The organism is Flavobacterium sp. RSSB_23 (assembly GCF_051547145.1).
Taxonomy (GTDB): Bacteria; Bacteroidota; Bacteroidia; order Flavobacteriales; family Flavobacteriaceae; genus Flavobacterium.
Window position 1 is genome coordinate 649,924 of the sequence record NZ_JBPTTO010000001.1, and the last position, 15,873, is coordinate 665,796.

The 15,873-nt window shown below is 34.9% G+C and carries 13 protein-coding genes; 6 read left to right on the forward strand and 7 right to left on the reverse strand.

Annotated elements, in window-relative coordinates; translation table 11 throughout:
* Window positions 1–135 precede the first annotated feature (135 nt).
* On the forward strand, window positions 136–1,671 hold the full coding sequence (locus ACSVH9_RS03010; protein ID WP_438062419.1) for a YifB family Mg chelatase-like AAA ATPase: 1,536 nt from the start codon (window positions 136–138) through the stop codon (window positions 1,669–1,671).
* 192 nt (window positions 1,672–1,863) lie between these two features.
* Here ACSVH9_RS03010 and ypfJ read toward each other — a convergent pair whose 3' ends face one another.
* The 7 genes from ypfJ to panB all read right to left on the reverse strand — a co-directional run bounded on the left by ypfJ (window position 1,864) and on the right by panB (window position 11,331).
* Window positions 1,864–2,727 carry a KPN_02809 family neutral zinc metallopeptidase gene (ypfJ, locus tag ACSVH9_RS03015; protein ID WP_438062420.1) on the reverse strand — a complete coding sequence of 288 codons (864 nt, stop codon included), beginning with the start codon at window positions 2,725–2,727 and terminating at the stop codon, window positions 1,864–1,866.
* Between the two features lie 37 nt (window positions 2,728–2,764).
* Window positions 2,765–6,796 carry a PAS domain S-box protein gene (locus tag ACSVH9_RS03020; protein ID WP_438062421.1) on the reverse strand — a complete coding sequence of 1,344 codons (4,032 nt, stop codon included), beginning with the start codon at window positions 6,794–6,796 and terminating at the stop codon, window positions 2,765–2,767.
* Between the two features lie 123 nt (window positions 6,797–6,919).
* Window positions 6,920–7,672: a hypothetical protein gene (locus ACSVH9_RS03025; protein WP_438062422.1), complete on the reverse strand. Its 753-nt coding sequence runs from the start codon at window positions 7,670–7,672 to the stop codon at window positions 6,920–6,922.
* 22 nt (window positions 7,673–7,694) lie between these two features.
* On the reverse strand, window positions 7,695–8,426 hold the full coding sequence (locus ACSVH9_RS03030) for a nitroreductase family protein (protein WP_438062423.1): 732 nt from the start codon (window positions 8,424–8,426) through the stop codon (window positions 7,695–7,697).
* A complete protein-coding gene (locus tag ACSVH9_RS03035; RefSeq protein WP_438062424.1) occupies window positions 8,417–9,745 on the reverse strand; it encodes an aldehyde dehydrogenase in 1,329 nt (442 codons plus the stop codon). The genes ACSVH9_RS03030 and ACSVH9_RS03035 overlap by 10 nt, the downstream gene beginning before the upstream one ends.
* Before the next feature lie 71 nt (window positions 9,746–9,816).
* Entirely contained in the window at window positions 9,817–10,506 is a 690-nt protein-coding gene (locus ACSVH9_RS03040; protein ID WP_438062425.1) for an RluA family pseudouridine synthase, read from the reverse strand.
* Between the two features lie 6 nt (window positions 10,507–10,512).
* The gene (gene panB / locus ACSVH9_RS03045) at window positions 10,513–11,331 is read right to left on the reverse strand and encodes a 3-methyl-2-oxobutanoate hydroxymethyltransferase (protein WP_315146091.1); all 819 of its coding nucleotides are present in this window, start codon (window positions 11,329–11,331) and stop codon (window positions 10,513–10,515) included.
* 211 nt (window positions 11,332–11,542) lie between these two features.
* On the opposite strand from panB, the gene ACSVH9_RS03050 reads away from it, so the two are divergent.
* From ACSVH9_RS03050 to kdpA, 5 genes are all read left to right on the forward strand, one after another.
* Entirely contained in the window at window positions 11,543–11,974 is a 432-nt protein-coding gene (locus ACSVH9_RS03050; RefSeq protein WP_438062426.1) for a nuclear transport factor 2 family protein, read from the forward strand.
* Window positions 11,975–12,007: 33 nt separating this feature from the next.
* A complete protein-coding gene (locus ACSVH9_RS03055; RefSeq protein WP_438062522.1) occupies window positions 12,008–13,348 on the forward strand; it encodes a sigma-54-dependent transcriptional regulator in 1,341 nt (446 codons plus the stop codon).
* A 195-nt stretch (window positions 13,349–13,543) separates the two neighbouring features.
* Complete coding sequence (locus tag ACSVH9_RS03060; protein ID WP_024982082.1) at window positions 13,544–13,825, forward strand: DUF7674 family protein; 282 nt, start codon at window positions 13,544–13,546, stop codon at window positions 13,823–13,825.
* A gap of 113 nt (window positions 13,826–13,938) precedes the next feature.
* Window positions 13,939–14,016, forward strand: a complete 78-nt coding sequence (kdpF, locus tag ACSVH9_RS03065) for a K(+)-transporting ATPase subunit F (protein WP_139225580.1) — start codon at window positions 13,939–13,941, stop codon at window positions 14,014–14,016.
* Between the two features lie 128 nt (window positions 14,017–14,144).
* Window positions 14,145–15,866, forward strand: a complete 1,722-nt coding sequence (gene kdpA, locus ACSVH9_RS03070) for a potassium-transporting ATPase subunit KdpA (RefSeq protein ID WP_438062427.1) — start codon at window positions 14,145–14,147, stop codon at window positions 15,864–15,866.
* Window positions 15,867–15,873 lie beyond the last annotated feature (7 nt).

Consider the following 15,873-nt stretch of genomic DNA (forward strand, 5'->3'; position numbering starts at 1 on the left):
TACTATTTTTTGCTAAATTTTTATTTTTTTACGACTTATTATTTTAAGTTTTTGAGAATACTTTTTAAATTTAACAAGTTGATTACTGTTATAGTGTCTATTTTTATTTTATTTTTATTCAAAAAGATTATTTATATGCTCGTTAAAGTTTTTGGAAGTGCCGTTTTTGGAGTCGAAGCTACAACTATCACTGTAGAGGTTAATATTGATAATGGTGTTGGCTATCATTTGGTAGGTTTGCCAGATAATGCGATTAAAGAAAGTAGTTATCGCATTGCGGCAGCACTCAAAAATAACGGGTATGCCTTGCCCGGAAAAAAGATTACGATTAATATGGCTCCGGCCGATTTACGAAAAGAAGGTTCTGCTTACGATTTGACTTTGGCGGTGGGTATTTTAGTAGCTTCCTCACAGATTTCTACTGCTGTTTTGGACGAATATGTCATTATGGGTGAATTATCTTTGGATGGAAGTTTACAGCCCATTAAAGGTGCTTTACCCATTGCTATAAAAGCCAAAGAAGAGGGTTTTAAAGGTTTTTTTCTGCCAAAGCAAAATGTAAAAGAAGCTGCTATAGTTGCAGGATTGGATGTGTATGGCGTCGAAAATGTACAAGAAGTTATTGACTTTTTGGAAGGAAAAGGAACTCTTGAACCCACTAGAATTGATACAAGAGCAGAATTTTATAAAACCTTAGATTTTCCTGAATTTGATTTTTCGGATGTGAAAGGGCAAGAAAGTATTAAGCGTTGTATGGAAATCGCTGCTGCTGGTGGACATAATATTATTTTGATTGGACCTCCAGGTGCGGGAAAAACAATGCTGGCGAAACGCTTGCCTAGTATTTTACCTCCAATGACACTCAGAGAAGCACTTGAAACCACTAAAATTCATAGTGTTGCAGGCAAATTGAAAGAAGTGGGACTAATGAATCAAAGGCCTTTTAGGAGTCCGCATCACACTATTTCGAATGTGGCTTTGGTAGGTGGAGGGAGTTATCCTCAGCCTGGTGAAATTTCGTTGGCGCACAATGGCGTGTTGTTCTTGGATGAATTGCCCGAGTTTAAAAGGGATGTTTTGGAAGTGATGCGTCAGCCGTTGGAAGATAGGGAAGTAACGATTTCTAGAGCAAAGTTTACAGTGACTTATCCTTCCTCATTTATGTTAGTAGCGAGTATGAATCCAAGTCCAAGTGGATTTTTTAATGACCCGAGTGCTCCTCAAACGTCTTCTCCACACGAAATGCAACGCTATTTAAGTAAAATTTCGGGACCGCTTTTGGATAGAATAGATATTCATATTGAAGTAACTCCTGTTCCTTTTGAAAAATTGTCGGATGACAGAAAAGCTGAGAGTAGTGTGGATATTAGACAACGAGTTACTGCTGCAAGAGAATTGCAAAGTCAACGTTTTGCATCGTTAGAAAATATTCATTACAATGCTCAAATGAACACGAAGCATATTCGGGAGTTTTGTGCTTTGGATGCTACTTCAAAGGAGTTGTTGAAAACGGCTATGGAGCGTTTGAATCTCTCGGCTAGAGCTTATGATAGAATTTTGAAAGTTTCTAGAACTATTGCTGACCTTGAAGCGTCTCCCAACGTAATGTCTTCGCATATAGCTGAAGCGATACAATACCGTAGTTTGGATAGAGAAGGGTGGTTGGGGTAATTTTTTGAATGATTACTGATTAGCCAAATTGTTTCCTTTTAGCCCCGATAGCAGAGGAAATCCTTTGTTGCCGGGGTTCGGCAGCAAAGATTACAACGGAGAGCGGGTACCCTCTTTACAAGAATGCCTATTGATGCCGCTTCAAAAAAAAAGCTACTTATTGAGGATAAATAGCTCTTTCGTTTTTAGTAGTTACTGTATGTAATTGAAGGTATTGCCTTGTTTGATATCGCCGGATTGAAATCCTTTTTGAAACCAATACATTCGCTGCTCTGAGGTGCCGTGAGTAAAGGAATCAGGTACGACTTGCCCTTGCATTTTCTTTTGGATGGCATCATCACCTACCGCATTTGCGGCACTTAGTGCTTCTTCTATATCACCGGGTTCTAATATGCTTTTTTGTTTATCGTCATAATGTGTCCAAAGACCCGCATAGAAATCGGCTTGGAGTTCTAGGGCGACGGAGAGTTTATTGGCTTCGGCTTCGCTTTTTCCTTGCTGGAGTTGACGCATTTTAGTTGAAGTCCCCAATAGATTCTGAATGTGGTGTCCGTATTCATGACCAATTACATAAGCGATAGCAAAGTCGCCACCTTGAGCACCAAATTTCGTTCTCAATTCCTCGAAAAATGACATGTCTATATAGATTTTTTTATCACCTGGACAATAAAAAGGTCCCGAGGCTGAGCTGGCTCCACCACAAGCGGTTGCTACTTCTCCGCTAAAGAGTACCAATTTTGCTGGTTCGAAAGGAAGATTGTTTTCTTGGAAAATCTTGTTCCAAATATCCTCGTTATCAACCAATATAGCGTTTACAAGTTTGCTTTCTTCAATTTCGCTTGGCGTTAAATCTCTTTGTTCTGTCGGGGCACTTTGTGATTGGTTGTTGAATTGTTCTAAAACAGGCGTTATCATTTGTGCGTTTTCGCCACCAAAAACATTGATGAGTAAAATGATAATTCCGATGATACCTCCGCCAACGAGCGATTTTCCTCCAGTAGACATCCCTCGGCGGTCTTCCATATTATCGCTTTGTCTTCTTCCTTGCCATTTCATAGCGTATTGATTTTTATGTTGTTAGGAATAAAGTTAGTTAATTTTTAGCAATCCATTTTAAAATTACTTCTTCAATAACTCCTTTTATTATAGGTTTTGGGATGTAGTCATTCATTCCCATTTTTAAGCATTTTTTACGCTCTTCTTTCTCGGTTCCTGCAGTTATTGCAATAATGGGGATATTCATACCGTTTGAAAGATTTCTTATTGCTTTGCTTGTTTCGTATCCATTCATTATCGGCATTTGAATATCCATGAATACAAGAGTTGGTTTTAGGAATTCAAATTGTTCGATGGCTTCTTTTCCATTTAAGAATTCAAAGATTTCTACATCAAGGAAAAGATTTTTGATGATTGTTTTAAGCAACAACATATTGATTTTGTTGTCTTCTACAATCATTATTTTGAGATTGGGAAACTCGTGTTTGACTTTGTTTGAAGCAATTGTGTTGAGTTGAATCGTTTTGGTATTGTGCTCAATTTCTGCTGCGGTAGTTTCGTTTGAAGTTTCTAAATCTATGTCGAAGTAAAACGTACTTCCTTTGTTGATTTGGCTTTCAAGTCGGAGTTTGCTATTCATCAAGCTTAATAATTGATTGGAGATGGTGAGCCCAAGGCCTGTTCCTCCGAATTTTTTGGAAGTAGAACTGTCTTCCTGAGAGAAGGCATAGAATATTTTTTTCTTGTTTTTTTCTAAAATTCCAATACCGGTATCGATAATTGCAAAACGAAGGGTTTGTTGTGCCTCATTATTTTTGGCGATTACATGAACTTCTAGCGTGATACTTCCTTTTTCGGTAAACTTTACGGCATTGGCTAAAAGATTAATTAATATTTGTTTTAATCGAACGGCATCAACCCAAACGAATTTGGGTACTTCTGGAGCAATTTTCAAAAATAAATCTAATTTTTTTTGACTCGATTCGTAGAAAATGAGGTCTATAGTTTGATTTAGAATTTCTATTAATTCTTGTTTTTCAATGAAAAGGTCAAGTTTACCTGCCTCAATTTTTGAAAAATCTAAAATGTCGTTGATGATGTCTAATAATGAAAGTGCCGATTGATTAATCGTCGTCATGTATTTTTCTTGTGTGCGATTAAGATGGGTTTTCATTAGTAAATCGGTGAACCCTATTATCCCATTTAATGGAGTTCTAATCTCGTGACTCATATTGGCCAAGAAATCCGATTTGGCTTTGTTTGCGGCTTCGGCCAATTCTTTTTCTTTGAGTATGGCTTCTGTTTCAATTTGATTGGTAATATCAAATAAAATTCCACCAATATATTCTATGGTGTTTTCTTTTCTAATAGCGTCACTAAACTCCTCTATCCAAATATAGTCATTTGATTTTTTCTTGATGCGATAGCGGTCATGATAGGGTTTACCTTCATTGAATTTTCTGTTTTGATGCTCAATTACAAGTTCTTTGTCTTCTGGATGAAGTAAATCCATTAAGGAGATTTTTTGCTCTAAAAAATCTAGTTTTGAATATCCAGTCAAGGTTTCTATAGAGTCATTGAGGTAAACTTTGGTTGCAAATTCATCAAATTTAGAGAGATATACAGTTCCAGGAATGTTGTTAGCGATAAGTTTGAATTTTTCTTCGCTTTTGTATATTAGTTTTTCGTTTTTATCGCGTTCTAAGGCATATGAAATATTACTAGCCAAAGTTTTTAGAATAAAACTCTCTTCTTTGGACCAGTTTCTTTCATAAGTACAATCGTCCATTCCGATGAATCCGCTAAATTCATCATTGTAATAAATAGGAACAATTAAAATAGATTTGATTTCATTTGCTACTAGTAGTCTTTTGAAAAAAGTGTTTTTGAGTTTGCTGGTTTTTGTTTTAAGTAATTTTTTCTTTTTGGCTTTTATAATTATTTCACTTAAATGTTCTTCATTAAAATCTTGTAATTTGGTGATTTGTAATGGGATTCCTTTTTTTGACCATTTGTATTTTTGTCTGATTAGTTTAGTGTTTTGGTCTTTTTCATAATAGAATAAATGGTCAACTTGTGTGGCATTACCCATAATTTCAAAAGTATCCGTGAACATTTCGTTGAGACTTTTGCTTAATAAGAACTTCTCAGTGCATAGGGCCATTTCTGCAAGTAAATCACTTTTCTTTTGTAATTTTTTTTCAGCTTCAAATTGTTTTTGCGTTGCTATGGCAAGAGAGAGAATATCTGCAATGGTTCTGGCAAATGTCAAATCCTCTTGATCCCAATTGCGTTGTTCGTGTGTGGTTTCAAACGAAAGGACACCAAGTAATTCTCCATTGAGTAAAATTGGAGTGTCAATAGATGATTTTATATCATATATGCTGTAATAGGATTCGTAGAATTCATTTGATTGCACATCATCATTGACATTGTTTTTGTACAATTGAATTCCTTGCTTAATTTTTTGGGTATGAATGGGGTAGTTATCTTTTTTTAGAATAATTTTTTTTCCAAAGGAGTTGGAATCTAGATAGTAAATGCATTCGCAAATAATTGTTTTTTCGCGATATTTCCAATAACTAACGCGGTTACAATTTGATACAGTTGCTGCGTTTTCTATGATTAGGTTTATAATAGAATTGATATACTCAAAATCCCTAAAATTGACTGTGAATAGGTTTTTGATGGTTGTATTATATAATTCTATCTTTTCTTGTCTCTTGAAGTTTATCTGTTCACTTAGTTTGTTTTTTGTAATGTCACGACCAATTCCCGAATACCCAATAATTTTTCCGTTTTCGTCTTTTCTAACAATTACTTTTAATGAAATCCAAATACTCTCATCAAACTTTGTATTGATTGGGAATTCAACTAGCGGGAATTCTGTGTTTCGAATGAATAATGTTTTGATTTCTTCATAATAATCATCTCTAATAATGGAGATGAAATTCTTACCTAAAAGTTCATTTTCTTTGTATTGAAGTGTTTTTACAGAAAAGTCATTGATGAAAGTAAAGTTTCCTCTCGGATTCGTCTCAAATATTAAATCATTAGCATTTTGAATAATGTCTTCGTATTTGTTGTTTAAATTTCTTTGTTCGGTTACATCTTGTCCTATACCTACTATTACATTATCAGTAAATTTTTTATCTGTCCATTGAATAAATTTATAGGAACCATCTTTACATTTCAGTTTTCGTATGTAAACCTGACCGTCAACAAATACATCATGATAGGGGAGTCCAATAAAATCTGGATCTTCTGTTAATCTCCAAAATTCGTATCCCATAACTTCTTCATGGGTATAGCCTAAAATTGAAGCAATAGTTTCGCTACAATAAACTATTTCACCATGATAATTGCAAGCAATCGTAAGCGAGTTTCCCTTATTGATGATTTCTTTGATGAAATTACTTTCTTTTGATAGCGTATCATCTATCTTTTTTCTGATGTAATTAACTGTTATAGCTATTAAAGCATTAATCGATAGATTTATTCCTACGATTTTTGGGATTACTTCTAAAAGGGTTAATAGACTTAATAGCACTATTGTCAATCCAACAAAATAAACGTAGAGTTTTGATTTTTTTAAAATATCAAAAGATAAAAAGAGCATTATTGTAAAAGCAACTTTTGGAATAAAATCGGTTTGCTGTTCAATAACGTTGAAAGTAACATATATAAAATACATTATATAAGTACCAGCAAAAATATTTTTGATATTATTGAAGAAGTAAGTTGATTTTTCAGCTAAAAAATAAGTTGTTACAATTAGAATTGCTACAAGTGTATTTTGAAAAAGCAAACTTTTTGGCCTAACTTGAAAAAAATCAAATAGTAACTCTAAGGCGATAATAAATGTGCCAAAAAGGAGTAAATACAAGCGATATTCTGACTTTAATAAGGCCTTACCGCGTAAGTCTCTATTAGTTTTTATCTTCTTATAAGATTGGTAGATACATAAAAGTAAAACCAATACAAAAATAAATAGAAAAGGTTGTAAATCTTTATTACTTACGTTACCCAATAAAGATTTTAAATCCCTACTCCACAGAACTAAAGACCAACTTTTGAGGGTTAGTTTCTGTATGATAGTATATAAAGTGTTGGTATACAATGCTATCATTCTGGTTTTGGGGTTGTGGTACTTTATTTATGCCTAAAAAAAGGATGCTAAAAATAGGATATTATGCCATATATATTTACTAAAATAGTTAAAAATGTGTAAAAGAATATTTTTTTTTAATACTTATTCTGTTTTTTCTGAGGAAGTTGCCTGATTATAGATGGTATATACTACTGAAATAACGAAAGGATAAGTAAAAAACATTCCAATACAGAAAGCAAAAAGACCCAACAAAGCGCCAAGAATTGCTACAATTATGAGCATCAAAATGACAATAGGTTGTTTCATAACAATAGCTGTACTCGTTTTTATCGATTCAATTGTTGAGCAATTGCCTAAAACAATTAAGGGGATAGTCAAAAGGGTGGCAAAACTGATGATTATAGTCAAAATAAGCCCAATAATTGAAAGTCCGATTTCGTCAAAAACAAGACTCAAACCATTAGTAGCTAATCCGATAAGAAAAGTCACGGAAAATACAGGTATAAATTGAGAAGAGGTATACACTGAAAATAAATGAGAAACGCCAAAAGACATGTCTTTTTCGGCAGCATCGGCCATTTTGTAAAAACCTGCCGTGAATGGGCTCAAAAGACATGAAGTAAGGATTGAAAATCCAGTGTAGTACCAAATATAAGGTTTAGTAAGTAATAACTTCTGGAAGTTTTCTATAGATCTTTCATTGATGTTTTCAGCACCAAAAAAACTTATTGCTGAAGCACTTAAAAAGATAATAAAGAAAAAGGTAAACACGAAAAGCGCCAATCCAGCATATAAAGCAATTTTTTTATAATTGGCAAAAGAATGATTCAATACAGATTCGAAATCTAAACTATTGTTGTAATTGTTGGTTTCAGTTGGTTTTTGGGTAAGCATATGTTATGTTTTTGTAGGTTAGTTATAGTTTAAAATAGACTTGTTCAAATGGTACTCTAAAGCGTTCGCCATATATTCCGTTTTCATCACGAATGCCACAGCCTATAATCATATTGATTTCACTGCTGTTGGGTAAACCAATAATTTGTTTTACTCTTAAGGAATCAAATCCTTCCATAGGACAAGTGTCATAATTTATGGCAGCCATACTAATCATAAAATTTTGAGCAGCCAAAGCAGCGCTTTTGTGAGCAACTATTCGCATATCGCTTTGTCTTGCTTGTCTATAAATTGGTTGAAACCAGCCCATACAGTGAAAAGCTAGGTATTTCATTCTACCAAAAATCCCCCAAAAATCAGTGTAAATCGTTGGAATAATTTTTTGATAATAATTCAAGGCAAATTTTTCTCTTTTGCTATACTCTGATTCCTTTTTGTCACCGAATTGTGATTTTAAAAAGGTAATATTGGCTTCTTTTCTTTTTCGCCATAAATCTTTACGTGCCACAACAATCACTAATTGGTTGGCCGTTTTTGCCCCATTTTGGTCAAAACTAGCTTTGGCTATTTTTTGAATTTTATCGGAATCTACAATATGATAAAATTCCCAAAGTTGCATATTACTGCTAGTTGCAGCTAAGGTTGCTAGACCTAAACATTGTTTTACTTTTTCTTCATCAATAGCTTCATTTTTAAAAACGCGAACTGATCTTCGGTAGTGAATTGCCTCACTTACTGTTTTTTCTACAGCCATTGTAATAGTTTTTTTATAGATTGTAATTTGTCTTTGTATGGCGCATATCGCATAGGTAAATCTAGCCAATTGGCTTTTTTTACAATTCCTTTTTTATGTGAAAAAACATCAAAGCTTAATCGTCCGTGATACGCCCCAATACCACTATGACCTACACCGCCAAAAGGCAGTCTTTGATTAGAAAAATGCACTACTGTATCATTGATGCATCCGCCACCAAAAGAGTACTGTTTCATAATTTCTTTTCCAAAAGCTCTATCTTCCGTAAATACATATAAAGCGAGAGGTTTTTCATAACGAGCTATTATTGCCTCAAGTTCATTTGGGTCATCATAAGTAAGTAGAGGTAGTAAAGGGCCAAAAATTTCTTCTTGCATTACCAAGCTATCTAATGAAGTTTCTTCAATAAGAGTAGGAGCGATATAGCAGTCATCTATTTTGGATTCTCCGCCTATAAGCACTTTTTGTTGGTCAATCATATTGACCAATCGGAGCCAGTTTTTCTCATTCACAATTCGAGCAAAATCAGGAGATTTTTGTGGGTCTTCTCCGTAGGCTTTTTGTAATTCTATTTTCATAAAATCAACAAAATGGTCTTTCATATCCTTTTGTATCAGGATATAATCTGGAGCAATACAAGTTTGTCCCGCATTGATGAATTTTCCCCAAACAATTCGCTTAGCGGCTAGTTTTAAATTAGCTGTTTCATCAATGATGCAAGGATTTTTTCCGCCTAATTCTAAAGTTACTGGAGTCAAATGTTCTGCTGCGGCTTTGGCTACCACTTTACCTACAGGAACACTACCAGTGAAAAAGATATAATCCCAGCGTTGCGATAGTAATTTTTGAGCTACTTCAACACCACCGTTTTCAACTTTGACGTGACTTACGTGAAAAACTTTTTCAATTATTTTTTTAATAACTGCTGCAGTATTTGGCGTTAGCTCTGATGGTTTTAAAACCACCTGATTTCCTGCGGCCACAGCGGATACCAATGGACAAAGTGCCAATTGAAAAGGATAGTTCCAAGGAGCAATAATTAATACTTTTCCGTAAGGTTCTCTTAAAATATAATCAGTGGAAGGAAAATTTAATATAGAAGGCCATACCCTTTCTGGTTTAGCCCATCGATTTAGATTCTTTATAGTGTCTTTTAGTTCTGTAATGACATAATTGGTTTCAGTCAAAACGGCTTCAAAAGCGGGTTTTTTGAAATCATCATACAAAGCTTGTACGATTTCGTCTTCTAGTAAGACAATGGCATTGAGAAGTTTTACTAATGTTTCTTTTCTAAAAGCTAAACTTGTTTTGTAATTCATTTCTACAGTGATGAAATTAGGTACTGCAAGTTAATTTTTAAAAACTTAAAAAAGAATTTTTTTTACAAAAATCAAATCGCTTTCCAAATGACATCGTCTGGAACGGGTGCTGTAATTGATAAGGATTCTTTTGAAACGGGATGCACAAAGACCAATTTTCTCGCGTGTAAATGAATACCGCCATCAGGATTGCTTCGGTCAAAACCATATTTCAAATCACCTTTGATGGGGCAACCAATTGCAGCTAATTGTGCTCTAATTTGATGATGTCTACCAGTGTGTAGATTGATTTCTAAAGCAAAATAGTTCGTAAGTTCTTTGATAATGGAATAATCCAAACTCGCCAATTTACTATCAGGAACTTCTTTACTATGTGCTTTTGAAGTGTTGTTTTTCTCGTTTCTTTTGAGGTAATGAACCAATTGGGCTTGCGATTTTTCGGGTTTGTTTTTAACCACAGCCCAATAGGTTTTTTTAGTTTCTCGGTTGCTAAACAGTTCATTCATTCGGGTCAAAGCTTTGCTGGTTCTAGCAAAAACTACGATTCCTGTAGTGGGTCTGTCTAAACGATGTACAATGCCCAGAAAAACTTCTCCGGGTTTGTTGTATTTTTCTTTAAGGTATTCTTTGACTACTTCCGAAAGCGGTTTATCGCCTGTTTTATCTCCTTGTACCAAATCGCCCACTCGTTTGTTCACTACAATCAAATGATTGTCTTCGTGAAGGACTTGAAGATTGTTTTTGGTAGAGATAACTTTCATTTGGACTTAGTACTGTTCGTTAGCGTTAGGGAAATCTTGCGATTTTACATCGCTTACATAGCTACTAATAGCTGTGGTCATTTGCTCATACAAATTCAAATAACGACGTAAGAATCGTGGACTGAATTCGTTGTTCATTCCCAACATATCGTGAATTACCAAAACTTGCCCGTCAACGCCACCACCAGCACCAATTCCGATAACAGGAATCGAAATAGTTTTGGCTACTTTTTCGGCTAAATGTGCAGGTATTTTTTCAAGTACCAAAGCAAAACAACCTAATTTTTCAAGCATTTGAGCATCTTCGATTAGTTTTTCAGCTTCAGCTTCTTCTTTGGCTCTTACCGTATACGTTCCAAATTTATAGATGGATTGTGGAGTTAAGCCCAAGTGTCCCATTACTGGAATACCTGCATTTAATATTTTTTTAATCGATTCTTTTATTTCTTTACCTCCTTCTAATTTTACAGCGTGTCCGCCACTTTCTTTCATAATTCGGATAGAAGAACGCAGCGCTTCTTTTGGGTCGGATTGGTAGCTACCAAATGGTAAATCAACAACTACCAAAGCTCTTTCTACCGCTCTAACAACAGAAGAAGCGTGATAAATCATTTGGTCTAACGTAATAGGCAAAGTAGTTTCGTGACCTGCCATCACATTGGAAGCTGAATCCCCCACTAAAATAACATCGATACCCGCAGTATCTACTATTTTGGCCATAGTGTAATCATAAGCCGTAAGCATTGAGATTTTTTCGCCATTGGCTTTCATCTCTATTAAGGATTTGGTCGTAATTCTTTTGTAATCTTTTTTGGCTACTGACATACCTTTATGTTTAATTTTAGGGTGCAAAAGTAATAAAATTGTAAAGGTTTAGCAGTACGATATTGTTTTTATATTTTTTCTTGTAAGCTGTCTTTATTTAAAAGGATGTAGATTTCTTAAATCCTTTTTTATTTTCTTATTTTACTGCTCTTTAATCTTCATCTCTTAAAATCAGTATTAGGAGATTTAAAACGTTATAAATAAAATTAGTATGAGAAAAATTATTTTAGGAATGTTGGTGTTGTCCGGAATGACTACCCAAGCTCAAAATTTGGAAGTACAACAAACAATTGAGACTTTTTTCAAGGGATTTCATTCTAGAGATTCTATTGCGATTCAAAAAGTGTGTTCGGATAAAATGGGCTTGCAATCAATAGCAGAGAATGCGAAAGGCAGCCAATTTTCTACAGACACGGCATCAAAATTTTATAAATCCATTGCTTCAATCCCTGCGACAATGCAGTTTGAAGAGCGCTTGTTAGGTCATACGATTCATATTGATGGCGCTATGGCTATTGATTGGACACCTTATGAATTCTATGTAAATGGGAAAAAAAGCCATTCGGGTGTCAATGTTTTTACGTTGTATAAAGACAATGGCCAATGGAAAATTGTAGCGATTATCGATACGAGACGAAAGTAAATACAGTAATTTTGCTTTTTTAATTCACTACCTATTTTGAAAAAAATTCTAATCATAGACGACGAAGAAAAACTACGTGGTTTACTCGCTCGCATCATAAAAGCTGAAAATTTTGACGTTCTGGAAGCTGGAGATTTAAAATCTGGTTTGAAAAAAGTAGAGCAAAATGCAATCGATGTGGTGCTGTGTGATGTCAAATTACCCGATGGGAGCGGAGTCGATTTTGTTCCTCAATTAAAAAAAGCAGACCCGTTAGTCGAAGTTATTTTGTTAACCGCTTATGGCAATATTGCCGATGGCGTACAAGCGATGAAAAACGGTGCTTTTGATTATATTGTCAAAGGCGATGACAATGACAAAATTATTCCGCTATTGTACAAAGCGCTAGAAAAAGTGGAGTTACAGAAAAAAGTGCAACAATTGGAACAGCGCATTGGTGCACAATTTTCTTTTGAATCGATTATTGGAAAATCCAAAGCTTTAGAACAAGTTGTCGATTTGGCTAAGAAAGTAGCTCAAACCGATTCTACCGTTTTGTTAACTGGTGAAACGGGAACAGGTAAAGAAGTTTTTGCGCAAGCCATTCACGAAAATAGCAAGCGCGTAGGTAAATCCTTTGTAGCTTTGAATTGTAGCACTTTTGGTAAAGAAATTTTAGAAAGTGAGTTGTTCGGCCACAAACAAGGGGCTTTTACTGGCGCACTAAAAGACAAAAAGGGATTTATTGAAGAAGCCAATGGTGGAACGCTATTTTTAGACGAAATAGGCGAAATGCCACTAGAATTGCAAGCCAAATTATTGCGGGTTTTAGAAACCAATGAATACATTCCTTTGGGAGACACTACTCCAAGAAAATCGAATTTCAGGTTGATTGCGGCCACTAATCGCGATTTGAAACAAGAAAGTGAAGCGCATCATTTTCGCTCCGATTTGTATTTTCGATTGAATATTTTTGAAATTCACCTTCCACCTTTGCGAGAGAGAGTAAAAGACATTGCCGTTTTAACCTCCTTTTTTGTGGCACAGTTTGCTGAAAAAACCAACAAGAAAAAGCTACATATTGGTGCCGATTTTATCCAAAAATTAGAGGAATACCAATGGCCTGGAAATATTCGCGAATTGAAAAACGTGATTGAGCGTTCGGTGATTTTGGTCAATGGCGATACCTTGACGCAAGACGTTTTACCTTATGAGATTCAGCATCAGCAAGAACATTCTAATAAAAGTGCTTCGGCTTTGGCAATGCAAACCATCGAGAAAGGGCATATTCAAAAAGTATTAGCTTACACCAAAGGCAACAAAGCAGAGGCAGCAAGATTACTCGAAATTGGAATTGCCACTTTGTACCGAAAAATTGAAGAATACAAGCTGTAAAATTGCCCTTATTTAGTACAGTAACTAGCATAAAATCCTATCATTTCAATAAAAGCTTATCATTTTGATAGGCTTTTTTTATGCCCTATTACAAGGTATTTTTCGCAATCCTTTTGTTAACAATGTTTTAGAGTGTTTGGTGTTTTTTCGGAACAACTTTTGGCATAAGCACAGCACAACATAAAAATCATTGTTATGAAAAATCAGATTACCAATGTATACAAACAAGCCGAACGTTTCGCAGCGATTACCAAAACGGCTATCATTTTAGGAAATATTACCAGGGCTAAAAAATGCCTTTCTGTGGCAGAATCTCTTTTTGTTTCAGGAACGAAAGAAACCCAAAATGCCATTACAAATGTCTATGTATTTTCTATTTCTCAGTTTATGGAACTGCGTCATTGCAGTATATCAAACTTTTTCCCACCATTGTTAAAAGCGGAATACGTTAAACAAATCAATACTTCAGGAGTTTAAATCTAATCTAAATTTTAATAAAATGATAACCACTATTCTTTTACTCGCTTTAGGCGCTTTGCTCTTTGCGATTTGTTTTAAATCCGTAGAATTTTTTGAAAAAATCTAAAATTATGTCAGCACTATTTATTGTCGCACTTGCCGTATTCGGTTATTTGGTTTATGTACTAATTAAACCTGAAAAATTTTAAAAATGAAAAAGACAAAATCTAATAACAGACCATTAGCAATAGCAATTTTGGCTTGGACTTTAGCTTTTATTGTGCTTGTAGTTTTTATATAAAAGCTAAAAATTTATTTAATTTCTAATCAACAAAATATGAACACAGAATTTTTTGGCGTCATCAGTATTTTTATCCTCTCTATCGTTTTGGCTATTCCTGTTGGAAGGTATATAGCCAAAGTGTATTTGGGAGATAAAACCCTACTAGATGCCATTTTTAATCCCATTGAAAACTTTATTTTCAAAATCAGTGGCATCAATGCTACAGAAGAAATGAACTGGAAGCAACATTTAAAAGCGCTTTTGAGCTTGAATATGGTTTGGTTTTTCCTTTGTTTTTTTGTGCTACTCTTCCAAGGTAGTTTACCATTAAATCCAGACGGAAACCCATCTATGTCGCCCGATTTGGCCTTTAATACCGCCATTTCATTTGTTGTGAATTGTAATCTGCAACACTATTCTGGTGAGACAGGGCTTTCTTATTTGGGACAATTATTTTTAATGTTCTTACAATTTGTCTCTGCAGGTACAGGAATGGCAGCTGCGGCTATGGTTTTTGTAGCTATGAGAGAGAAAAGCACAGATAAACTAGGGAACTTTTACAATTTTTTCATCAAAAGTTGTACTCGAGTTTTATTGCCTCTAGCTGCTATTGTAGCTATTGTTCTTGCTTTTAGCGGAACACCAATGACATTTGAAGGAAAAGATAAAATAATGAATTTACAAGGAGATACTGTTGAAGTTTCTCGTGGTCCAGCTGCGGCATTTATTGGTATCAAACATATTGGTACAAATGGTGGTGGTTTTTTTGGAGCGAATTCGGCTCATCCATTAGAAAATCCTACGTATTTGACCAATGCGGTTGAATTGTGGGCGCAGTTAATCATTCCGTTTGCAATGATTTTTGCTTTAGGTTTTTTCCTAAATAAAAGAAAATTCTCTTATATCGTTTTTGGAGTGATGACAGTAGGTTTCTTACTACTCGTTATTCCAACAATGATAAGCGAAATTAATGGAAATCCAGCTATCGAAAAGATGGGAATTGCCCAGGCAACAGGCGCTATGGAAGGAAAGGAAGTACGTTTTGGGACTGTCATTACTAGTTTTTGGGAAATTGCTACGACCGTAATTTCTACAGGTTCTGTTAACGGAATGCACGATAGCACTATGCCTGCTTCTGGGGCGATGCAATTATTGGCTATGATGGTCAATGCTTTTTATGGCGGTTGTGGAGTAGGATGGTTGAATTTTTACATCTTTATAATTTTGGCGGTTTTCATTTCTGGATTAATGGTAGGTCGAACTCCTGAATTCTTAGGAAAGAAAATCGAAGCAAGAGAGGTAAAAATCGCTGCTTTTATTGCGATACTTCATCCTTTATTAATCTTAGCAGGCACGGCTTTGGCTACTTATTTTGCAGCCAATGATACAGCAATGGGCTATTGGTTTAGTGGAAATGCCACAGGCTGGTTGAATAATCCGGGTCATCACGGATTTTCTGAAATGTTATACGAATACACTTCGAGTGCAGCTAATAACGGTTCTGGTTTTGAAGGGTTAGGAGATAATAATCCGTTTTGGAATATTTCTACAGGAATAGTGTTGTTGCTAAGTCGTTTCCTTCCTATAATTGGACCTTTGGCTATCGCAGGATTATTGGCTAATAAAAAATACATTCCAGAAAGCGCGGGAACTTTAAAAACAGATACTACCATTTTTGGTGTGATGATTTTTGCCGTAATCGCGATTATTGCAGCCTTATCTTTTTTCCCAGCATTGGCTTTAGGACCATTGGCAGAATATTTTACATTAAAATAGAAAAAGT